Source organism: Pseudomonas sp. UBA3149, assembly GCF_002364655.1.
GTDB lineage: Bacteria > Pseudomonadota > Gammaproteobacteria > Pseudomonadales > Pseudomonadaceae > Chryseomonas > Chryseomonas luteola.
In genome coordinates, this window is record NZ_DEYV01000012.1 from 1 (window position 1) to 22,220 (window position 22,220).

The window sequence follows — 22,220 nt, forward strand, 5'->3', positions numbered from 1 at the left end:
GGTTTTGTTAGCGGCTCTTAGCTAATGGCTTCTATAGTTGGTCTTATGAGGGTATTGACTCACCTTTGAGTCTTAATGGTACTCGTACTTCAGCTAATAGCAGTGATGTGCTTGGTCTTTCTATATATAGCACTAATATAAATGGCTCATTGATTAGTAACGGAAACTATAATCTGTCAGGCTTTCGTGCAGGCGCAATAGCTTTGGATAGACTTCAGGATAGCGATTTTTATGGCGGAGCCAGCGTCATACAGGGAGATGTAGTCAATAATGGCGTTATAACAATTTCGCAATCTGATTATACAAGCGGTATAGAAATTGGTAATAGCAAGATATTAGGCTCTGTGATCAATGCTGGCACTATTAAAGTTATAGATCCGATAGAAGATGCTGACGCGGAGGGTCTTTATTTACATGGAACTGAGATAGCTGGCGATGTTATTAACAGTGGCTCCATTGATGTTACTTCAAGATATGCTTATGGATTGATTGTAGATTCTCATTTGGATCAATCGTTGAGTATTGGTGGAAGGCTATTAAATACTGGGATCATTCGTGCGCAGGGTGAGGATGCCTATGGTTTAACTATAGAGGCGCCAACCTTATCCTTAAGGATTGAAAACCAAGGGCTTATTCAATCTTTCGGTGAAAAAAGTAGAGCATTAGCGCTTTATGATGGACAAATTGATTCATTAGTCAACAGCGGTACTATTCAGGCGCTGGGCGCTGAATCAACAGGTATTTATATTGATGGCGTTCCCTTTACTCAAGCTCTACCTGTTACTCAACGCGACATTATCAATACAGGCACTATCGAAGCTGATGATGTAGCTATCCGTGTGACCAGTGAACAGGCTGTCCCGTTTGAAATCAACCAGCGCGCCGGCCTGATCAAGGGCGGTCAGACGACGATTAATGGCGGTAGCCTTGCAACCCTTAACTGGACCGGTGGGCGTATCGACGGCGATGTGCTGGATATGGCTGCTGTTAATGTTTTAGGCAGCGCTCAGTACAGTGGCGGGACTATCGCCGCGCCGCGTGTCGATATTGCATCGGGTGGCTCGTTGAATCTTGAGCAGGCAGGCTCGTCGATCAACGGCGATTTGCAGGTTGCCTCAGGTGGCACTATCGATATGCGTCTTTCCAATGCGGTTGATCCCAGCGCGGCGTACCTGACCGTTAACGGTAAGGCGGCATTTGCATCGAGTTCCAGCATTGCCTTAAGTGCAAAGCCGCAGGACTTTACGCCAAGTGCTTCGGGTACGCAGTACACCTTGGTCAAGGCCACGCAGGTGCAGGATAACGGGCTGCGTGTTGCCAGCGCGTCCTCCTTATTGAAGGTGGACAGTTACGCGACGGACGCCCAGACCGTTAACGCAGTGGTCAGCCTGAAGGAAGATAAGCAGGTCGACGCTGATCTGGCCAATGTGGGCGCATCGCAGAACGCGCGTGACGCCGTCAATAACTTCAAGAACAGCACTATCGGCGGGTTGACGGCAAGCGATCCGGTGTTCAAGGCGTTTGCCAATGCAGGGTCCGAGGAGGCGCTAGCACGCCTGGCTGAGCGGTTGAGCCCGGAGGTTAACCGTGGCTCTGTCCAGGCGGCGGTTGCAGGCCAGAACTTGGTCAATAGCGCTATTGGCAGTCGAGTCAGGGGTATGCGCTCGGGGCTTTCGTCCGGAGATGTGCTGACCGAGACAGGTGTTTGGGTTCAAGGCTTGAGCAATACGTCCGATCAGGATCAGCGTGATGGCGTTGCGGGCTACTCGGCTAACAGTTCCGGCATTGCTGTTGGGGCTGACGGTAAGCTCAATGAGCGTACAACGGTAGGTGTTGCCTATAGCTACCTCAACTCTAACGTAACGTCCGATACGGGTAATAAAACGGATGTGAAGGGGAATGCCTTTACGTTGTACGGCAGCTATGACTGGCAGAACTGGTTCGTTGACGGCAGTTTGACTTATGGTCGTAACGATAACGATGGCAAGCGCTATATCGCCGATACGGTTGCCAAGGGTAGCTACGACAGTGAACTGTTCGGACTGAATGCGCTTGCAGGTTATTCCTATACGTTTGCCGGGCAGTGGTTGCTCGAACCGCGCGTGGCTGCGCGCTATAGCAACGTCAAAATTGATGGCTATAGTGAAAAGGGCTCTTCAGCAGCGCTGCGTAATAACGCACAGCGTTATGAAGTAGGTGAGCTAGGTGCAGGTCTGCGTGTAGCGGCTGATTTCCCGCTGGCGCAAGGCAACCTTCAACCTGAAGCCACACTGATGGCCTACCACGATTTCATTGGTGATCGTGTCAGTGGTACTTCATCGTTCCTGCTCGGTGGTACGCCTTTCGTTACGACGGGAGCTTCTCCTGTTCGTGATACCTATGAGGCTGGTGTAGGGGTTAATTATCAGCTGGGAGCCGTCAGTGTGGGTGCGAATTACAACTACACGGCAAAGACAGGCTACCAGTCTGATACCTTCCTCTTGAAGGCGCGCTACGCATTCTAATGAGTACAGGCGGCCTGCTGATCCAGCAGGCCGCCTGATAGGTAGTTTCATGTTGGCGTCTTTTTACCGCACTTTGGGCGTATTGCTTGTTATCGCTCTGCTGGGCGGCTGCACAAGTCCACGAGAGCAGCTTGGCGGCCTAGCTGAACAAGCAGGCTATCGACTTGAGACACTCTCCACTCAAGCATTCCCTTTGCAGGCAGTCTTGCCTGCACATTTCAATCCCAGATCCGTTTTGCGTGTTTACCTTGAGGGAGACGGGCATGCCTGGGCTACCGCCTCCCAACCTAGTCTTGACCCCACCCCCCATGGGTTGTTGATGGCGCGCTTGGCGATGTCAGATCCCGGTGGCGCAGTTTATTTGGCGCGGCCGTGTCAGTTCATAATGTCTAATGGCTGCTCTACTGCAGTCTGGACGAGCCAGCGGTTCAGCCAGGCGGTTATCAGTAGCATGAGCGTGGCGCTGGATGCCTTGAAGGTGCGTACGCAAGCAACGAAGGTAGAGTTGGTAGGGTATTCAGGCGGTGCTGCTGTCGCGCTGTTACTGGCTGGGCAGCGTAACGATGTTGTGAGTATTCAGACATTGGCGGGCAATCTGGACCCTGTCGCCTGGACTGAGTGGCACCAATTAAGCCCTATGTCCGGCTCACTTGATCCATTGAGTTATAAAGCGCGATTACGCAGCATTCCGCAGCGGCATTTGGTAGGTAGTCGCGATACTGTTGTGCCCTGGCAATTGTCGAAAGCGTTCGCTGGCAAGTTTGGAAATCAAGCGTGTATCTCCATTATTACCGTTGAGGCTGATCATAATGAGGGTTGGGAAGCGGCCTGGCGAGCCTGGGAAGGAAAGCCGCTTCCTTGTCATAGGACTTCTGAATGACTTGGTTATATACCTACCGATCAGGACCGACTCCTGTCGGTAAGCATGGCGTCAACGCTAGACGTCCATGTGCTTAAAATAAGGTAGAGCGGTAGGGGAGATCGAGCGTATCTGGCATCTTGAATGAGGCGGCCAATGGGCCGCCTGCACGGGTGGTTCAAGAGCTGCGCCACCAAGTGTTATGCATGGCGCCTCACGACGTCCCGCAGGTAGTCATCCAGTAGGCGACTATCTTCTGCGGTTCGCTCCAGGACGGGCACAGGACGTTCCAGTTGCTCTTCGATGAAAGCATGCAGAGCGGGTCGGCGAGGGCCGTAAGTAGCCTCGTCGGCGTTTCGCTTCAGTGCAAGCAGCTCGTCTATTTCAGCAAGCAGAGCCTGGTCATCCACCGTACATAACAGCTCATGAAACGTCATAGGCGGTCGTCCGAGACCCTGATCGATCCAGCGTACGGCCAGTAGAGGACGCAGTACATAGAAGTATTTTTTGAAGCGAACCGTTTCATTCTGCAGATAGCCTCGAAAGTTTTTCTTGGCCATTGAAAGGTAATGGTTACGAGCTGCTGGTGGACTGTAAAACGCTTCGGCTAATGTGTTGAGCCGCGCTGTTTCCGCTGGCTCGCTACGATACACCAATGGTGAATCGAGCCATTCAAGCAGGGTTGGATTGGATTTGCGCAGAAGACCGAGTGCTTTGCGCAGCTCCCAGCCACTGATATCCAGTTCATCGCTCAAGGGGCGTTCAATAACGTCCCGCGGGGCGTCAACCTGTATGAACCAGTCGGGTTTTTCCACGTAGATAAAGCGTACATCGTAGTCGCTATCGCGCGAGGCAAAACCCCAGGCCCGACTGCCTGACTCACAGGCATACAAAACGGTAACGTTGCGCTCTCGCTCCAGCTGAGCAAGCTCTTGCAAAACGCGAGTACGCATTTCAGTGGATAGTGGGTGACGTTCAGTGCTTTCCATGGCAAGAGTCCTTCAGATGGGAGCTTTATGCTCGAGTGAATGCTCCATCAAATCCAACGGAAATAAAAATGTAAAGACCGAACGGAGCGTGTGTATGAGCAAGGCTGACCAAAGGCCATTACCTATACGTTAGGAAGGTAAGGGGTGTTATTGAAAAAAAACATTAAGAAACTTACCTGACTGAAAAGCTAAAGGCATGGACTTCTGGCTTAATACTGAATGAATAATGGTCTTGAGTTAGCCAGTATAGGAATCATTTGACAAGCAATTGTGGCCTCGGTAAGCCAGCACGCTGTTTATAAAGGTTGGCCAATCGATATCAATTAGATCGGCGTGTATTAGTGATGTACAACTTTTGTAATGTTGTTTGTAAAATGGTGATTCAATTAATTATTGATCGAAGTCTTTCGGCAGAGTAAGCGATATCTCATTAAGAACGAAACCCGAGTTTCCTCGGGTTTCGTCGAATACGATAGGCGTATAGCCAAACGTTAGAAAGCCAGCGCTACTTTTGCACCGTATTCATTGGCCTTGAGTTTGACATCGTCGGCGACGTCGAGGTTGTTCTTGAGTTTGTATTCATTATGAACATAGTAAACGCCGACCATGACAGGCATGGAGTTGGCACCTTGGTTGAACAGTACGCTCATCTCGGCGTATGGATTGGTGCGGTCGCGAAGATCAACGCGGTCGCTGCCTACATCTTCAACTTTGAGGCGAGCCCGGGCGTTGAGCGTGCGGCGTGCACCGGCTTCCAGGCGGAAGGTTGTCGCCTCATCAAATTGATGGTTATAGCCCAGTGCAGCCTTGGCAAATGCACCTTTGGTGGTCAGCTTGACATCTTCGCCACTGGTATCAGGCTCATAGCGTGTCCAGCCATAGCCGCCACCTACCAGAGCATCAAGATAGTTGGTGTTGTCGATGGCCATGCGCCAGCCAAGATCGACATCGCCTTGAGCTTCCTTGAGTTTATTGCTGTGTCTTTCACCAAACTTAACCTTGGCTTCGCCTTGATAAATGAAGCCTTCCTCACCGGTCATCTTGTTACCAAAGTTATAGAAGACGCCTCCTTTGCCCATATGGGTTTTATCGGAGCCTACGTCAGACTCAAGTTTATATTTGCTGTAGCTACCTAATACACCCAGATTAGAAATGGGGCCGGTATCAGCGGCCATTACATAGGATGAAGCAATGGTAAGAGCGGCTACGGCAGAGGTCTGAACCCAGCGGGCTCCAAAAAAAGGAAACATGATCAACTCTCCTAGGCAAAGCAGTAAATCGCAAAAGGCGCGTGTTACGAATAGCGGTTTTTCTATAAGTTCAAAAAACTAGACGATATGCGCTAATAATCAAGGTAATATAGTTAATATTTAACTTGTGGTATGGTTAAATAGGTTTCTGCTATTTATTTTGATGTCAAAATGATTTGCTCTGTACAGTTACATGCATGGCTGCATACACATTAAAATCAAGTAGAGTGCCGCTTATAAGCGGCTTATAAAAAGCAACATAATTAATGAATATTAGCCATGAACCGGACAGTTCATTTAAGTGCAAACACAAGCGGCAAAACGTTAACTAAAGGTAATCGCGCGACGAATGGCGCGAGAGGCTAACGGAGAGAAGCGGAATACCGGGGGTGAAGAAAGCTGAGGTTGAACAGAAAGAGTACGTGGTTGATCGGTATCGTTTCCTTTTGGATGCCACCGCTATGGTCAGCATCCAGAAGAGGACTGAAGCGTTAGAACGCTACGCCGACTTTTGCACCGTATTCGTCATGCTTGAGCTTGACGTTATCGGCCAAGGCCAGGCGATCCTTCAACTTGTCCTTGTGGTGCTCGTAGTACAGACCTGCTGTAATCGGCAGACCTTTGCCATTCTGGTTGAACAGCATATCCATCTCCGCATAAGGGTTGGTGCGGTCATGGATATCTACACTTTCGCTGCCTTCATGCTGGACATGCAAACGGGCGCGCTCATTCAGCTGACGACGCACACCGCCTTCCAGACGCACGGTGGTGTTGTCGAAGGCATGGTTATAACCCAGGGCTGCCTTGGCGAAAGGCCCTTTTGCACTCAGGCGTAGATCATTGCCGCTGGTATCAGGCTCATAGCGAGACCAGTCGTAACCTGCACCGACAAGCGCATCGACATAATTCTGGTTATCGATTGCCATTCTCCAGCCTAGATCAGCTGGCCACGACCTTCCTTGAGGCGATTGCTGTGCTTCTCGCCAAACTTGGCTTCAACGCCTGCCTGATAGATAAGGCCTTCGCCGCCGGTCATCTTGTTGCCGTAGTTATAGAACACGCCAGCTTTAGGCAAATGTCCATTTTGCGAGCCCAGGTTGGACTTCAGCTTGTACTGATCATAGCTGCCAGTGATACCGGCTGTAGAAATAGGGCCGCTGGTGTCTGCCATAGCGTGAAAAGAAAAGGCAGCCAATACAGAAAAAATAGAAGAATGAATCCAGCGATTGCGTGCTTTGACAGTCATAAAGACGCTCCTGAACATGATGCTATAATATTACATAGCAAGCTCGCTTTAATTTAGAATAAGGTTAATGACAATAATAGTTAGCTATCTAATTGATAAGTGGTTATCGATTGACTGGGTTAAGGTCGGCGCCTCCATACTGCTAGCGCCGAAGCGATAGCGCCTTGACGTAAGTGATACGAGAGTGGCGTTCGGCAGGAAACATTCCAAGTTTCTCTGCATCCCAGCAGTAAGAAAGCCAGAAGGTTATGATCCCGTTCTGCGCACAAACGACGGGTGCCTGACAGGCTTTGGGGACGGTTCTGCTAAGCCCGGCCGCTTGATCCATTGAGACGTCAGGGCCGGAACCTGTTTAGTATTGGTCACTTCGCTTAATAAATGAGATAGGGATGTCAGGCAAAAGAACAGTTGCCATTGGTTTTATCGGCTCGACGCTAGATCGGGTAGGCCAGGGCGCCAATCGCTGGAGTAAATGGCGTCCAACGGTTGGGCTATGCCAGCAGCAGGATCTGCTTGTCCACAGGCTTGAGCTGATTCATGGCACTGATGCGCGAGATGTGAACCTTGCCGAGCGGCTGAGAGAAGATATCCATCAGGTGTCGCCGGAAACCGAGGTGCACCTGCATGCCTTGTCGCTACGTAATCCCTGGGATTTCGAAGAGGTGTATGGCGCACTGCATGACTTTGCGGTGGGCTATGCCTTTGATACCGAGCATGAGGACTATCTCGTGCATATCACGACGGGCACACATGTCGCGCAGATCTGCTGGTTTCTGTTGACCGAGGCCCGCTACTTGCCTGCAAGACTCATTCAAACGTCACCCGCCAGGCGTCGTGATGAAAGCAATGAGGTATCAGGAACCCATGCGCTGATCGACCTTGACCTGTCTCGCTATGACCGTATCGCTACCCGGTTTCAGCATGAGCGCCTGGAGGGTCTGGCCTTTCTCAAGTCAGGCATTGCAACACGGAATATGGCCTTTAACCGGACCATCGAGCAGATCGAGCGCGTCGCCTTACGTTCCAAGGCACCTCTGTTGCTAATAGGGCCTACAGGGGCTGGCAAATCTTTTCTGGCGCGCCGCATTTATGAGCTCAAGCGCAGCCGACATCAGGTGGATGGACGCTTTGTCGAGGTCAACTGTGCCACGCTCAGGGGCGACGGTGCGATGTCTACCCTGTTTGGTCATGCAAGGGGGGCCTTTACTGGCGCACAGAGCGCGCGCGAAGGGCTACTTCGTGCGGCTGACGGCGGTGTATTGTTTCTGGATGAAATTGGTGAACTGGGCCTCGATGAGCAGGCCATGTTGCTCAAGGCGGTCGAGGAAAAGCGCTTCTTTCCGCTGGGCTCGGATAGAGAAGTGACCAGTGATTTTCTACTGATGGCGGGCACGCATCGGGACTTGCGCAGCCGCGTAGCGGAAGGGCTTTTCCGTGAAGATCTGTTTGCCCGCATCAATCTCTGGACGTTCGACTTACCCGGGTTGGCGGGGCGGCGAGAGGACATTGAGCCCAACATTGACTTTGAGCTGGAGCGTCACGCTCGGGAGCAAGGACGCCTGGTGCGCTTCAATCTGGAAGCGCGGCGTCGTTACCTGAATTTTGCCATTTCCAGCGAGGCTGCATGGAGCGGCAACTTCCACGAGCTATCCGCCTCCATTACACGCATGGCGACTCTGGCGGACAGCGGACGAATCGATGAGGCAAACGTGCAAGAGGAGATCGACCGGCTGCGCCGTGCCTGGGGGCTTCAGTCGTCAAGCGATGGGCTGGATCTGCTTCTGGGCGACCGGGCCGAGGAAATGGACCTCTTTGATCGTCTGCAGCTCGCGTCTGTCATCCGCATCTGCCAGCAGGCGGATAGCCTGTCTGACGCGGGGCGTCGACTGTTCGGCGTCTCACGACAGGCCAAGGCCCAGCCGAACGATGCCGATCGGTTACGCAAATATCTGGCGAAGTTCGGCTTGGAGTGGGGGCAGGTAAAAAAGGGGACGTGAAGCGGACATGTATTTCCCAAAATGAGCCGTGAGGCGTGTTATCAGCCAGCTGTGCTCATGGCTCTGAAATAAAATCAGCAGGCACATGCTCTACCAGCCAGACGCCATTGTCAGCCTGAAAGAATCGATGGCCCTGTTGATGCATATCCAGGGCTCTGATAACCAGCACTACCGGCTGGCCATAACGCTTGCCGACATTGATGGCAGTATCGGTATTATCAGAAAGATGAACGTGGTGGCGTGAGCCTGGAATCAAACCTTTCTTTCGTATCGATTCCAGAAAACGGACAGCTGTACCGTGGTACAAGCGTTCGGGCGGTACTTTTTGGATATGCTGAAGAGTGACCTGTGAGGTGGAGTGACCTTGAGCCGCCCGTATACGCGTTCCGTCGGGCGATAAGCTGAAGCGCTTTTTATCGTTGCCAACCACAACTTCTCGTATCAGGTGCTCGTTGAGTTCTCGGCCATGTCTGGCCGCGCCTGCGATCAACGTGGTGATCTCAACCCAACCTTCGCTATCGAGCGCTATGCCGATTGCCTGAGGCTCATGCCTGAGGACGTAACTCAGAAATTTGCTCGTTTCGATAAGCCTCTGATTGCTCATCGAGTCCTCCATTCAGCTGCGTGTATTTCAGCGTAGGCGGGGTAATACAGGCATTGGGCGGTATTGTCTGGCAATCCGCCCAATAAGAGGCTCTGACTAGCGTCCTGCCATGGGCTCATGGCCGTAGCTGGGCGAGTGCGGGCCTACCAGGATGCCGTTGGGACGGCCAGCCGACAGCAAACGAAGGCTAGTGATTCCGGCAATTTCATGGCCTTTATCGCTGATCGAGTTCGCAATCTGGTTTATAGCGGCTGTGATCAGTAAACCAATCAGACCGCCACCGCTGTTCTGCTGCTGCTCGGCTGTACTTGCGCTTGCTGCACCTTGCCAAAGCAATTTGCCGCTGCGCAAATCGACGAGTTTGGCGGAAGCCGTTACAACCGTCTCACTGCTGATGATGGCATATGTACTGCCATAGCGGCTGACCTCTACATACATGGCAGCATCTGCGCCAAAGATTTCACGAAGCTTGGCAGGCGGTGCCGCCTGCATTTCGTCAGGGGTTAGCAGGCCATTTTCCTTGAAGGTTTCATCCACGAGGGCGACAGGTAAAACGTAATAACCGGCTTCGGCCAGAGGGTAGGTCAGCTGTGAGAGTACACTGTATGTCGCCTTCACATCGGGCGACTTGTTTACGGGCGGCAGAATGACAATGGAAGCCGGTTTGCTTTCCTTGAAGGCCGTGTAGTCATAGGGCTGCTGCTGGTTAGCGCAACCTGCCAGCAAGCCGAAAGCAGACAGGATAAACAACGCTTTGAGATAAAAACTGCGCATGGGATAGCTCCTACTTCTTGAAGTTGCGCATCAGGAAGTCCATGTACGCAGTGGACTCTGGAAACAAGGTCTTTTCAGTTTCAAATTGCTGGCGGACCTGATCCATTTTGCCTACTTCGGCGTAGAGCATGCCTAGCTGTGCGTGATAACCAGGCGCAGGCGTTAGGCCTTTGGAGCGGGCTTGTTGCAAACCGGCCTCCATCGCGATGATTTGCTGTTCAGGGCCGGTTTCTTTGGTGAAGTGCTGATATACCTGATCCTGATAGCCAGGCCAGTAATAAAGCGATTTGGGCTGTTCAGCACAACCGCTCAACAGCGCGATCAAGGTAAGCGACAACAATGCAGCGCAGGGCTGTAAAACGCTTTTCATATCTATTCCTTAGAACGTAAAGCTTATTGCTCGGGCTTCCAGGCACCGCTATCAATCCCTTCAACCAGGCGGTTGACTGCTTCGCGAATGGCCAGGTCCAGTACCTTGCCGTTCAGCGTCGAGTCGTAACTGGCTGTCCCGCCAAAGCCAACCACTTCCCGGTTGGACAGGCTGTACTCACCGGCACCCTGGGTTGAGTAAACCACTTCGGACGTACGAACATTGACGATATTGAGGTTGACCTTGGCATAGGCAATTTGTGATTTGGCGCGACCAAGAATGCCAAAGAGCTGTTGGTCGCCTACTTCCTTGCGGCCAAATTCTGTTACGTCACCGGTAACCACATAATCAGCACCACGCAGTTGTTGGCCCTTTTTCGAGAGGGTACTTTCCTGCGCTATTTCACTCATGTTGTCACGGTCCAGTACATTGAACCGGTTGGACTGCTGAAGGTGAGTCACCAGAATGGTTTTAGCTTGACCGCCGAGACGATCGACACCATCTGAAAACAAGCCCCGCATATAGCTTGAGCGGTTGTCGAATTTACCTACGGAAACAGGCTGGCGTATGCCTTGGTAGACACTTTGAGCGGAGGTCACCTTGGCAACCTCCAAGGTCCGGGATTCTTCGGTTGCGCAGCCAGACATTAGAGCCGACAAGCTAATGGCGCTTGCAATCAAAACCTTCTTTTTCATGTACTTCTCTTTACTGAAGTTGAGGCTATTACCATCACTCCGTCTGTGCGTAGTAATAACCGTAGGCGAGCAGATCACACTGCTCTAGCGTTTGCCGTATGCAACGAAGAAAGAGAGGTAGGGATGTATTCGCTGGAATTGCCAGGGATAAGCGGCAATCGAGAATCAAGAAACCTGACCAATCCTTGGCTGATTAGCATCCTGCTAGAGAAGGGAATTTGTGAAGTCTATCAACCTTCTTAAAACATATTAGGTTGTGCTTCGACGAATGGAGCAGATGAAGTCATAGACGGAGCAGCAATAGGAGAAGCCGTGAAAGATTTGTCTCAATCAGTGACTGATAGGTCTGTTTTCGAACAAGTAAGTCACGAGGTAGGGAAAGATTTCAGCCGACCAGCGGCAGAGAGAATTAAAGGATAAAAAGCGCCATTTAAAGCCTGCTTATCATGACACGGAAACGCCTTGCAGGCTCCGAAAATACTGGCCTAAAGCCGCTTCGCTGCGTTTACTCAATAAGACTTTCTAATTAGCTTGATAGATAAAAGCATTCAGGCTAATGGTCGCCTGCTCTGAACTATCTGGAGCCAAACTGCCTCCACTTCTACAGAGCCTGTACATGACGTCGTTAAGCAGGCTCCTACACCATTGGTGTTATCAAAATCAAAAAGGAAGTAGTGGGATAAGGACAGCGTGATTAAATCTGGATAGGAGAGCTGTATGTTCGTTCATAACAAACGACTTCAGTATACCGTTCGTGTAGCTGGTCCCAACCCGGGCCTGGCCAATCTAATGCTTGAGCAGTTTGGCGGTCCTCAAGGCGAACTCGCGGCTGCGATGCGCTATTTCACCCAGGGTCTGGCCGAAGACGATGCAGGTCGTAAAGATATGCTGATGGATATCGCGACCGAAGAGCTTAGCCACCTGGAAATTATTGGCTCCATCGTCGGTATGTTGAACAAGGGCAACAAAGGCCAACTGGCCGAAGGCATCGAAGAAGAAGCCGAGTTGTACCGTAGCATCACCGGAGCGGGTAACGATTCTCACATTACATCTGTTTTGTACGGTGGCGGCGCACCGCTCACCAACTCTGCAGGTGTACCGTGGACAGCAGCTTATATCGATACCATCACTGAGCCGACTGCTGACCTGCGCTCTAACATCGCAGCAGAAGCGCGTGCGAAGATTGTGTATGAGCGCCTGATCAACCTCACTGACGACGTAGGCGTGAAAGATGCCTTACAGTTCCTGATGACGCGCGAAATCGCTCACCAGAAGTCCTTCGAGAAAGCTCTGCACTCCATGCAGCCGAACTTCCCGCAGGGCAAGCTGCCAGGCAAGCCGGAATTTGCCAGCGTGTACTTCAGCATGTCCCAGGGCGAAGGCGATATGCGTGGCCCTTGGAACCAGGGTGGCGAGTGGGAATACGTAGAAAGCCCGCAGCCTGCTGTTGATGGCGGTGATGGCCTGGCTACTGTCAATCTGCCTGCCAAAGACATGAAAGTGGTCGAGCAGCTGGTCAAGCGCACAGCGTCCGATCCGGCCAGCAACCCTCTGACTGGGGCTGATCTGGGCTCTGGTATGGCTACGCAGAAGAAAGAAGTCTGACGCTTTTCTGCCAGATGATTACCCGTGCATGGCTTGGCTGTGGTCTGACACCACACCCTGCCATGCAGGGTTCTTATGTAAAACCTTACGTGAGCCGATAGATACGTTCTTCACCCCGGCACTCATCAGGACGAATTAAAATGGCGGAACGCAGTCGCAATAAACGGCACTGTTATTACCGCATATCAAGGAAGCGAGATGACTGAAGAAAACCGCGACGCACAACTTTCCGAAGACCAGGCGATTGAGTTCGCCCATCAAGTACTCGATTTGGCGCGCAGTGGCGATGCAGTCACATTGGGCAAGCTGCTGAATAAGGGGCTGCCCCCCAACCTACGCACCAGTAAAGGTGACACACTGCTAATGCTGGCCAGCTACCATGGACAGCTTGATGCGGTACGTACATTGCTCGATCATGGCGCTGACCCGAATATCTGCAACGATAACGGCCAGAGTCCTATTGCGGGTGCAGCCTTCAAGGGCAATCTGCCAATGGTAAAGCTGTTGGTTGAGCAGGGTGCCGATGTGGAAGGCGTGTCCCCGGATGGCAAGACCGCACTGATGATGGCTGCGATGTTCAATCGGGCCGAAATCGCCGAATACCTGATCGAAAAAGGCGCCAATATTAACGCCCAGGATGCTAACGGTGTAACGCCTCTTGCAGCTGCACAACGTATGGGCGCGCCTGAAACGGTTGCGTTGCTGGAACGAATTCAAGAGCTGCAAAAGTAGGCAGCCTGTTTATGAAAAAGGCGCCTGTCAGGCGCCTTTTTTGGTTTCGGGCCTATGATTCTAACCGTACCTGATAGCACTCATCGCTCAATGGTTCGATTACGATGCGGACCGGGCAGAACCGCTGGATGACCTCGGCATTACTACGCAAATGCTCAGACGCATGCAGGCAGGTGAAACGGCCACTGCCCGCCAACAACAGGGGGAGCAAGAGCTGGTCCGCCAGATGTTCGCCTACGGCAGCGCCGCTGCGCTCGAAGGCGAGCAGTTCATCAATGGCGTGATTGGCGACTTGTTCTGCCCTGACGCGGCTTTGCCCGAACGCAGCAAACACCTCGGTAACCGCCTCGTACTGTTGCTCGATTAGCACTACATTTCCAGGCCCCTGCGCCTTCTGTAGCTGAACGGTATGCAGGTTGTCCTGAGACCAGCCCAAACGTTGTGTTACTTGGTTCAGCTCGCGCGTGCCTATCGACTCGGGCAGGCCCGCCAGAAGCGCTTGCGCCTGCTGGCTGACCAATTGACCACGGTCTTCCAATATCAGCGGACTCAACCTGCTGGGTTGGATCACTACCGTCATCTCACCTCCACCCGCAGGAGCAAAGCCATGACGGATTAGGTCCAGCTCTATATGGGCGCCCATCCGTTTCAGTAGCGGCAGCCATGCTTTTTGCAGGAAGTCGACTGGCGGTGCAGCAGGGTTGTGCGTTCCGCCTTTCAGTCTCAGGCGACTGGGAGCAGGTGCCTTGAGCAGGGCGGGCAACACGGTCTGCAGGACAAGTACACAGCTGCCTGCCGTGCTGATGGCAAATTCATAATTACCACCCTTGATTGCGCCAGGCTGAAAACGCAGACTCAGCGAGCCCAGCTCCGCACCCTCAAGCGTCGCATCGCATATCGCGGCGGCCGCTTGCACGGCCGTCAGGTGCTGGCGAAGCAAGCCAGGACGGCTCCGTTTCGCACGAATATTAATGATACTGAACGGCTGGCCGGTGATCATGGACAGGCTCAAGGCGCTACGCAGGATCTGACCACCGCCAATCGACCCGTCCAATTGTAGTTCTTCCATGGTTAAAACCTTCTTTGTCGTGCAGTTCAATCTGCTTTCATTCGTCCAGTGAAGCTGATCAGCCTTTGACGCATACCACCTGACGCAGAGTGTGCACCACTTCCACCAAGCTGCGCTGGGCTTCCATTACACGGTCGATGTCTTTATAGGCCATCGGGATCTCATCGATGACGTTGGCATCCTTTCGGCATTCCACATGTGCGGTAGCGCGTACCTGGTCCTCGACCGTAAACAGGTTCTTGGCCTTGGTCCGGCTCATGGTTCGTCCGGCGCCATGGCTGCAGGAACAGAATGACTCCTCATTGCCCAGGCCGCGAACGATAAAGCTCTTGGCACCCATGGAGCCGGGAATGATGCCCAATTCGCCCTTCTTGGCTGATACCGCCCCTTTGCGGGTAATCAGTACCTCCTGACCGAAATGCTGTTCTTTCTGCACGTAGTTATGGTGGCAGTTGACCGCTTCCAGGTTTGCCTCAAACGGCTTGGTGATGACCTTTCGGGCCGCATCGATCACTGCGTGCATCATCAGGGCGCGGTTCTGTTTGGCAAAGTCCTGCGCCCAGGCGACAGCCTCGACATAATCGTTGTAGTGCTTGCTGCCCTCCTCGAAGTACGCCAAGTCTTTATCGGGGAGATTGGCAATGTGCTGTTGCATGTCTTTTTTTGCCAGCTCGATGAACAGATTGCCAATGGCGTTGCCAACACCACGCGAGCCGCTATGCAGCATGAACCAGACCCGCTGGGCTTCGTCCAGGCAGACCTCGATAAAATGGTTCCCGGTACCCAAAGTACCCAGGTGGTTGCGGTTATTGGTCTTTTCCAGTTTCGGGTATTTATCGGTAATGGCCTTGAAACGCTTGGCCAGGCTGGACCAAGCATGATCGGCCATATCAGGTACGTTCTGCCAGGCGCCCTGGTCGCGGCGGCCAAAGGTCTTGCCGTGGGGAACGGCCTTTTCGATGGCGCTGCGTAGCGGTTGCAGATTGTCAGGCAGGTCTGAAGCCATCAGGGACGTACGCGCCGCGATCATTCCGCAGCCGATGTCGACGCCCACCGCCGCAGGGATAATGGCACCCACGGTTGGGATAACGCTACCGATAGTGGAGCCTTTACCCAGGTGGACATCCGGCATTACTGCCAGATGTTTGGAGATGAACGGCATCTTGGCTGTATTCATCAGTTGCTGTTTGGCATCGCCTTCGACCGGGACGCCTTCGGTCCACATCTTGATAGGCTTGCCGTTGGCTACTTCAAGAAGCTGATAGTTCTGCTTGTCCATTTCTACGCTACTCCATGGGTTGTCTGTGAGATGCAGGCAAACACGCTGCAACCTTCATATCCCTGGGTATAGCAGAGGGCGTGCCATTGTTTTAAAAGCGCTTGTCTTTAACTTTAACTTATTGAAATTTAAGGATTTTGTTGAAATTTTTTGAGAGAGGGCTGCTTGGTCTCTTCTGATTTACGATATTTTTATCTATCACCTTATAAATTTATATAGCCATGGCTTCCCTCTACCTTACGTCTCATGATTTAGTCATCCGGCATCTTGAGATGACGCCTCTGTTCGTTCATCAGCCGACCAGCTGTCGGTAAAACTTATCTTGGGCAGTTGCTTTACAAGAGATTAAGATGGACTATTGTGGTATGACGACATACAGAATATAACTATCGTCTAGAGTCACATCTAAGGTTTTATTGCGTAATTTTGTTGTAAGCGGCAATTCCATACTAATAAAAACAGGAAGCTGGTATGACAACTAAGTCTATTCTGCGGGCTAGATCTACATGGGTAACAGGCGCGTTATTGCTGGCAGTCAGCACGAGCAGTCTGGCAGCCCATATGCGCGAAGTGGCGACGTCCGGCTGGGCAACCCAGAACGGTGGTACACGTGGAGGCTCTGCCGCCATGGGAACCGATATCTATACCGTACGTTCTGCCACCGAGCTCAAACAGGCGCTAAGTGCAAACGCTGCAAGCAGTGGGCGCATCATCAAGATTGTCGGAACGATCGATATCAGCGACGGGAAACCCTTTACCAGTACCAGCGACATGGCCGAACGCGGCCTGCTGAATGTTCCGGGTAATACGACCATTATTGGTTTGGGCAAACAGGCCGGTATTGTGGATGGGTTCTTCATGATCAAGCAGAACAACGTGATCATGCGTAATCTCACGATCGAAAATGCCTGGGACCCTTCGCCTACCTGGGATCCGGATGACGGTGATCTGGGTAACTGGAACTCGGAATTCGATGGCGTCACGATCAGCGGTGCCAGTAACGTCTGGCTCGATCATCTGACCTTTACAGACGGCGGGCGCCTGGACGATCCGAATGAGATCGGCAATGGTGTTCATATCCAGCATCATGACGGCGCTCTTGATGTAGTGTTGGGTGCGAACTACGTCACTGTATCCAATACCGTATTCAAACTGCACGACAAGAACATCCTGATCGGTAACAGCGATAGCCGCGGCACTACTGATAGCGGCAAGCTGAAAGTCACTATCCACAATTCGGTTTTTCAGGATGTAGGCCAGCGCGCGCCACGGGTACGGTTCGGGCAGGTGCATCTGTACAACAACCTTCATCTTGGTAGCACCAAGGACGCTGTTTATCCCTTTGTTTACGCCCACGGAGTAGGTAAGTCCTCCGCCATTCTCTCGGAAGCTAATGTCTTCGCGATTTCCGGTGTCAGCGGGTGTGACCAGGTAACGGCCAATTGGGGTGGCACGGTTTACAAGGATGTCGGTTCGCTCATCAATGGTCGGAAAATGACCTGCTCGTGGGATCCGAATATCGGTTGGGCTCCGCCGTATCGATACACCAAATTACCAGCTTCACTCGTACCGCTTGCCGTGCCTGTAAGAGCCGGTGCAGGCAGGATCAACTTCTAGCGAGCCAGCGTTCGTCTCGATTGGCTTTAAACATCCTTTTGAACATTAAATGCCTGAGCGTTATGGCTCAGGTGTTTCTCCAAGATGTCTTTGTTCAGACTAATAGCAATATGCCGGTATTTAGATTGTTAGATTTATAAATGAGCGGCAGTGAACCCAACGTAGGAAAAACAAGATGAAGATGAAGTGTGGGCAACTCAAGGTATTAACGTTGAGCGCGGGTCTGTTGATGTCTGTCATGGCCTCGAGCAGCTTTGCCGCCGACGTACTGGAAGCCGCCAGTACCGGCTGGGCTACGCAGAATGGCGGTACGAAAGGCGGCGCGGCGGCGGCGTCGGTCAATGTCTACACCGTACGCAATGCAACAGAATTCAAGAATGCGCTGAAAGCCTCCGCCAGCAGCCGTATCATCAAGGTCTCCGGCAAGATTGATATCAGTGATGGCAAGGCCTACACCACGACCAGCGACATGAAAAGCCGCGCACAACTGAACGTACCGGCTAACACGACCATTGTGGGCCTAGGCTCTACTGCGCAGATCGTTAACGGGTTTTTCATGATCAAGGAAAATAACGTGATCATGCGCAACCTGACTATCGAGAACCCATGGGACCCAGTGCCGGTCTGGGATCCGGATGATGGTAGTCTGGGTAACTGGAACTCGGAGTTCGATGGCGTCACCATTGAAGGGGCCAATAATGTCTGGATTGATCATCTGACCTTTACCGATGGCAGCCGTCCGGATGATCCAAACGAGATCAAGAACGGGCGGCATGTACAGCATCACGACGGTGCGCTGGACGTGAAGAAAGGCGCGAACTATGTGACCATCTCTCATACCATCTTCAAGCTGCACGACAAGAATATCCTGATCGGCTCCAGTGATAGCGCCAGCTCGACGGACAGCGGAAAGCTCAAAGTCACCATTCATAACTCGATCTTCGAAAACGTTTCTCAGCGTGCCCCACGTGTGCGTTTCGGGCAGGTACATCTGTACAACAACCTGCATGCCGGCAATACGAAGGATCCCGTCTACCCGTTCTACTCGGCCCATGGTGTCGGCAAGTCTTCAGCGATTCTGTCCGAGGCCAATGCATTCAACATCAGTGGTATCAGCAGCTGCGACAAGGTCACTGCGCAGAACGGCGGCTCTGTCTACAAGGACGTTGGTTCATTGATCAACGGCGCCACGATGACCTGCTCCTGGGACGCCAATATTGGTTGGACGCCCCCTTACAAGTACACCAAGATGGCCGCTTCGCTGGTAGCTTCCAGCGTTCAGTCTTCTGCTGGCGCAGGCAAAATCAGTTTCTGATTGATTGCTGACGTTTCTGGCCCCTCTGGTGCTTTTGCTAGAGGGGTTTCTTGTCTACCACACAGGCCGTTGTGCGTCGTTTATCGGCCTGCATGTCATGGAACCTCGACGCGTCGACAGACGAAAGCAGAGACGCTACTCATTTTGGTTGAGAGCTATCTTTAGAAATCTAAAAATTCCAATATGACATTATTGCAGTGAAACTCATTTGCGTTGAGCCTGCGTGCGCGTTACAGACACTAAACAGTAAGGACGTGTACATGACCATGAAATCAGGCTCGCTCAAGAAGCCGGCTTTACTGGGCGCAGGCGTGGTGCTGTTGACCGCGGCCGCCAGTACCTTTGCAGCGGATATGCGTGAGGCGGCCAGTACAGGCTGGGCTACGCAAAACGGGGGAACAAAGGGCGGTGCAGCTGCCGCCTCCGCCAATATCTATACCGTACGCACCGCCAATGACCTGAAGAATGCGTTGAAGGCCTCGGCCAGCAGCCGCATCATCAAGGTCTCTGGCAAGATCGATATCAGTGAAGGCAAGGCCTATACCAGTACCAGTGAGATGAAAAAGCGCGCTGAGCTGGTTGTGCCTGGTAACACCACAATTGTGGGTCTGGGCTCTACTGCGCAGATCGTCAACGGGTTTTTCATGATCAAGGAAAACAACGTGATCATGCGTAACCTGACCATCGAAAATCCATGGGACCCCACACCGGTTTTCGACCCGGATGATGGCGATGCCGGTAACTGGAACTCCGAGTACGACGGCGTCACGGTGCAGGGCGCGAGTAACGTCTGGATCGACCATATGACGTTTACCGACGGTAGCCGCCCTGATGATCCGAGCGAGATCAAGAAGGGTCGCCATGTGCAGCATCATGACGGGGCGCTGGACGTGAAGAAGGGCGCCAACTACGTCACCATCTCCAACACCGTGTTCAAGCTGCACGACAAGAACATCCTGATCGGCTCCAGCGACAGTGCCAGCTCGACCGACAAGGGCAAGTTGAAGGTCACTATCCACAACTCGGTTTTCGAGAACGTTACGCAGCGTGCGCCGCGTGTACGGTTTGGCCAGGTTCACCTGTACAACAATCTGCACACAGGTAACACAAAGGACGCGGTCTATCCGTTCTATTCCGCCCATGGAGTAGGCAAGTCATCGGCTATCCTGTCCGAGGCCAATGCCTTCAACATCAGCGGCATTAGCAGTTGTGACAAGATCACCGCCAAGAATGGCGGCTCTGTCTACAAGGACGCCGGCTCGCTGATCAATGGCGTTTCCATGAAATGCTCATGGAATTCCAATATAGGTTGGACGCCCCCTTACAAGTACACCAAGATGGCGGCTTCCCTCGTGGCCTCCAAGGTGCCTTCCGAGGCTGGCGCAGGCAAGATCAGTTTCTGACCCGTCTGACCGCCATCTGCCTTTAAGGGGGTGGCGGTTTTCTGCCTATCTTCTCGCCTTTTCTATCCCTTCCTGTCTGGCATGCTGCTTTGCGCGCGATACATCCATTTGCATGCTTAGCCATCTAAATAGTTAATAATTATAACGTTCGATAATCGATCGTTAAGACCGTTAATGTCTTGACGGTAGGCAGGCTGACGTCAAGTATCCAGAAGGCAAGCACATAGAGATGAAGCCAACGGCATTCATCCAAAAGTTAATAATAAAAACAATATGGGGCTAGTCTATGTTCATTCGTACCGATTCACCCGCTTACCCTGCGTTATTCACCTTCCGTATTCATACCGTTTTTCGGCTACCTCGGCACGTTAACGACGTGTCGCTGCTCTCCGGCTGACCAAGACCTTTCGTTTCCCAGCACTGATCCACAACAACAATAAACAGGTATCGGTCATGTCCTTATCGCTTTCCTGGCGTGCCGGCGCGCTGGCGCCCTCATGCCTTGCTGTTGCGTTATCCGGAGTTTCCCTGGCGGCTCAGGCTGCCCCTTCAGTGGTACTGGAACAGTCGCGTCCTGCGCCGCTCGATAATGCTCTGGAAAAAGCACGTCCTCTACCACCCGGGCCGCCTCGCTGGGCGGAGGACTATCGGTTTCTGGACGATGCGTCCAAGCGGAGCGACTTTTTTGATCCGCTCCGTTATCAGCGGCTGTCCGATTCGGCTTGGGCCCAGTTTGGTGCGGAAGCGCGCTACCGAGCGGATACCATCAATAACCCCGTCTTTGGGCTGCGTGGTGTGAACAAGGATTCCTACATTCAGCAACGGCTTCAGGTCCATGGTGATCTGCATCTCTTGGATGACCAAGTCCGTGCGTTCGTCCAGCTGGAAAACACCCGGGCCTGGAACAAGGCACTTTACGGGCCGTATGACCAGAGCAGGACGGAGCTGCATCAGGCCTTTATCGACATCAATACCGATACCCTGGGCGGGCGACTTATGACGCGGGTAGGGCGCCAGGAGCTGGGTTACGGCAACCAGGCGTTTGTTACCTACCGTGATGCACGCAATATCCGGCTCAATTTCGATGGGGTACGCCTGAGCTATTCCCGTCCCGGCGGCTACAAGCTCGATGCCTTTGGCTTGCGTCCCGTCGAGACAGGCGAAGACAGCTTTGATGATGGCTCCAACAATAACGTCAAGTTTTATGGTTTGTACGGCACGCTACCGCTGACAGCCATCCTGAAAATGGATGTATACGGATTTGGCCTGGAAACCAACGAGCGCACCCTGGATGGGCTGACCGGAAGCGAAAAGCGCTACACCGGAGGCGTGCGGCTGTTTGGCAAGCAGGCCGGTTGGGACTGGACATGGGATCTGGCCTACCAGGGTGGTCATCTGGAAGGGGCGCGTATTCGTGCCTGGGGTATCAGCAGCGAGACGGGATATACCTTCAGGCAGCCCTGGAAGCCACGATTGGCGGTGCGTTTCGATGCCGCCAGCGGTGATGACCGCTTTGGTGATGACAAGGTTGGCACGTTCGACCCGCTGTTTCCCAAGAATGGTTTTTATGGAGATTCGGGACTGACCACCCTTTCGAACATGTATCTGATCGGCCCGCTGCTGACATTCGCCCCACGCGAGTACCTGCAGCTGGAGGCCGGTGCCTTTGCCGTCTGGCGTGAAAGCACCCGCGATGGCGTTTATCTGCCGGGCATGTCCTATGTGCCGGGAACCCCCAACAGCTCATCGCCCAAAACGGGCAACCTGTTTCGCAACAATCTGCGCTGGCTACCGACCGCCAACCTGACCGTGGACCTGGAATACAGCTATTTCCAGGCGGGTAAGGCCGTGCGGCAGGCCAATGGCTCGGATACCCACTTCGGCATGGTTTCAACAACGTTCCGTTTCTGAT

At 52.8% G+C, this 22,220-nt stretch carries 19 protein-coding genes; 9 read left to right on the top strand and 10 right to left on the bottom strand.

Annotated elements, in window-relative coordinates; all coding sequences use genetic code 11:
• Positions 1 to 503 precede the first annotated feature (503 nt).
• Complete coding sequence (locus B3729_RS09475) at positions 504 to 2,504, top strand: autotransporter outer membrane beta-barrel domain-containing protein (RefSeq protein ID WP_286787718.1); 2,001 nt, start codon at positions 504 to 506, stop codon at positions 2,502 to 2,504.
• A 49-nt stretch (positions 2,505 to 2,553) separates the two neighbouring features.
• Complete coding sequence (locus B3729_RS09480) at positions 2,554 to 3,384, top strand: alpha/beta fold hydrolase (RefSeq protein ID WP_286787719.1); 831 nt, start codon at positions 2,554 to 2,556, stop codon at positions 3,382 to 3,384.
• Positions 3,385 to 3,563: 179 nt separating this feature from the next.
• On the opposite strand, the gene B3729_RS09485 is transcribed toward B3729_RS09480, so the two are convergent.
• From B3729_RS09485 to B3729_RS09500, 4 genes are all read right to left on the bottom strand, one after another.
• Complete coding sequence (locus B3729_RS09485; RefSeq protein ID WP_286787720.1) at positions 3,564 to 4,352, bottom strand: nucleotidyltransferase domain-containing protein; 789 nt, start codon at positions 4,350 to 4,352, stop codon at positions 3,564 to 3,566.
• Positions 4,353 to 4,843: 491 nt separating this feature from the next.
• Positions 4,844 to 5,602 carry an outer membrane beta-barrel protein gene (locus B3729_RS09490; protein WP_122041516.1) on the bottom strand — a complete coding sequence of 253 codons (759 nt, stop codon included), beginning with the start codon at positions 5,600 to 5,602 and terminating at the stop codon, positions 4,844 to 4,846.
• A gap of 491 nt (positions 5,603 to 6,093) precedes the next feature.
• Positions 6,094 to 6,528 (bottom strand): hypothetical protein, encoded by a 435-nt coding sequence (locus B3729_RS09495; RefSeq protein ID WP_286787721.1) that lies wholly within the window; start codon positions 6,526 to 6,528, stop codon positions 6,094 to 6,096.
• Between the two features lie 8 nt (positions 6,529 to 6,536).
• On the bottom strand, positions 6,537 to 6,848 hold the full coding sequence (locus tag B3729_RS09500) for a hypothetical protein (RefSeq protein ID WP_286787722.1): 312 nt from the start codon (positions 6,846 to 6,848) through the stop codon (positions 6,537 to 6,539).
• A 389-nt stretch (positions 6,849 to 7,237) separates the two neighbouring features.
• On the opposite strand from B3729_RS09500, the gene rtcR reads away from it, so the two are divergent.
• Positions 7,238 to 8,845, top strand: coding sequence for an RNA repair transcriptional activator RtcR (gene rtcR, locus B3729_RS09505; RefSeq protein ID WP_286787723.1), 1,608 nt, complete (start codon positions 7,238 to 7,240; stop codon positions 8,843 to 8,845).
• Between the two features lie 55 nt (positions 8,846 to 8,900).
• Here the strand turns inward: rtcR and B3729_RS09510 are convergent, their stop codons facing one another.
• The 4 genes from B3729_RS09510 to B3729_RS09525 all read right to left on the bottom strand — a co-directional run bounded on the left by B3729_RS09510 (position 8,901) and on the right by B3729_RS09525 (position 11,288).
• The gene (locus tag B3729_RS09510; protein ID WP_286787724.1) at positions 8,901 to 9,449 is read right to left on the bottom strand and encodes an RNA 2'-phosphotransferase; all 549 of its coding nucleotides are present in this window, start codon (positions 9,447 to 9,449) and stop codon (positions 8,901 to 8,903) included.
• Positions 9,450 to 9,545: 96 nt separating this feature from the next.
• Positions 9,546 to 10,223 carry a DUF799 domain-containing protein gene (locus tag B3729_RS09515; RefSeq protein ID WP_122041520.1) on the bottom strand — a complete coding sequence of 226 codons (678 nt, stop codon included), beginning with the start codon at positions 10,221 to 10,223 and terminating at the stop codon, positions 9,546 to 9,548.
• Between the two features lie 10 nt (positions 10,224 to 10,233).
• Positions 10,234 to 10,593: a DUF4810 domain-containing protein gene (locus B3729_RS09520; protein ID WP_074821817.1), complete on the bottom strand. Its 360-nt coding sequence runs from the start codon at positions 10,591 to 10,593 to the stop codon at positions 10,234 to 10,236.
• A 23-nt stretch (positions 10,594 to 10,616) separates the two neighbouring features.
• Positions 10,617 to 11,288 (bottom strand): CsgG/HfaB family protein, encoded by a 672-nt coding sequence (locus B3729_RS09525; RefSeq protein WP_286787725.1) that lies wholly within the window; start codon positions 11,286 to 11,288, stop codon positions 10,617 to 10,619.
• A gap of 717 nt (positions 11,289 to 12,005) precedes the next feature.
• Here B3729_RS09525 and B3729_RS09530 point away from each other — a divergent pair.
• Together B3729_RS09530 and B3729_RS09535 are read left to right on the top strand one after the other, a co-directional pair.
• Positions 12,006 to 12,893: a manganese catalase family protein gene (locus B3729_RS09530; protein ID WP_286787726.1), complete on the top strand. Its 888-nt coding sequence runs from the start codon at positions 12,006 to 12,008 to the stop codon at positions 12,891 to 12,893.
• 198 nt (positions 12,894 to 13,091) lie between these two features.
• Complete coding sequence (locus B3729_RS09535; RefSeq protein ID WP_074821821.1) at positions 13,092 to 13,625, top strand: ankyrin repeat domain-containing protein; 534 nt, start codon at positions 13,092 to 13,094, stop codon at positions 13,623 to 13,625.
• A gap of 52 nt (positions 13,626 to 13,677) precedes the next feature.
• Here the strand turns inward: B3729_RS09535 and rtcA are convergent, their stop codons facing one another.
• Together rtcA and B3729_RS09545 are read right to left on the bottom strand one after the other, a co-directional pair.
• Positions 13,678 to 14,694, bottom strand: coding sequence for an RNA 3'-terminal phosphate cyclase (gene rtcA / locus B3729_RS09540; protein WP_074821822.1), 1,017 nt, complete (start codon positions 14,692 to 14,694; stop codon positions 13,678 to 13,680).
• 58 nt (positions 14,695 to 14,752) lie between these two features.
• A complete protein-coding gene (locus tag B3729_RS09545) occupies positions 14,753 to 15,973 on the bottom strand; it encodes an RtcB family protein (RefSeq protein WP_286787727.1) in 1,221 nt (406 codons plus the stop codon).
• A gap of 471 nt (positions 15,974 to 16,444) precedes the next feature.
• Here B3729_RS09545 and B3729_RS09550 point away from each other — a divergent pair, with 471 nt between their 5' ends.
• From B3729_RS09550 to B3729_RS09565, 4 genes are all read left to right on the top strand, one after another.
• A complete protein-coding gene (locus B3729_RS09550) occupies positions 16,445 to 17,590 on the top strand; it encodes a pectate lyase family protein (protein WP_286787728.1) in 1,146 nt (381 codons plus the stop codon).
• 175 nt (positions 17,591 to 17,765) lie between these two features.
• On the top strand, positions 17,766 to 18,905 hold the full coding sequence (locus tag B3729_RS09555) for a pectate lyase family protein (protein WP_286787729.1): 1,140 nt from the start codon (positions 17,766 to 17,768) through the stop codon (positions 18,903 to 18,905).
• A gap of 260 nt (positions 18,906 to 19,165) precedes the next feature.
• A complete protein-coding gene (locus B3729_RS09560; RefSeq protein ID WP_010795917.1) occupies positions 19,166 to 20,308 on the top strand; it encodes a pectate lyase family protein in 1,143 nt (380 codons plus the stop codon).
• Between the two features lie 453 nt (positions 20,309 to 20,761).
• Complete coding sequence (locus B3729_RS09565; RefSeq protein ID WP_286787730.1) at positions 20,762 to 22,219, top strand: alginate export family protein; 1,458 nt, start codon at positions 20,762 to 20,764, stop codon at positions 22,217 to 22,219.
• Position 22,220: the final 1 nt, after the last annotated feature.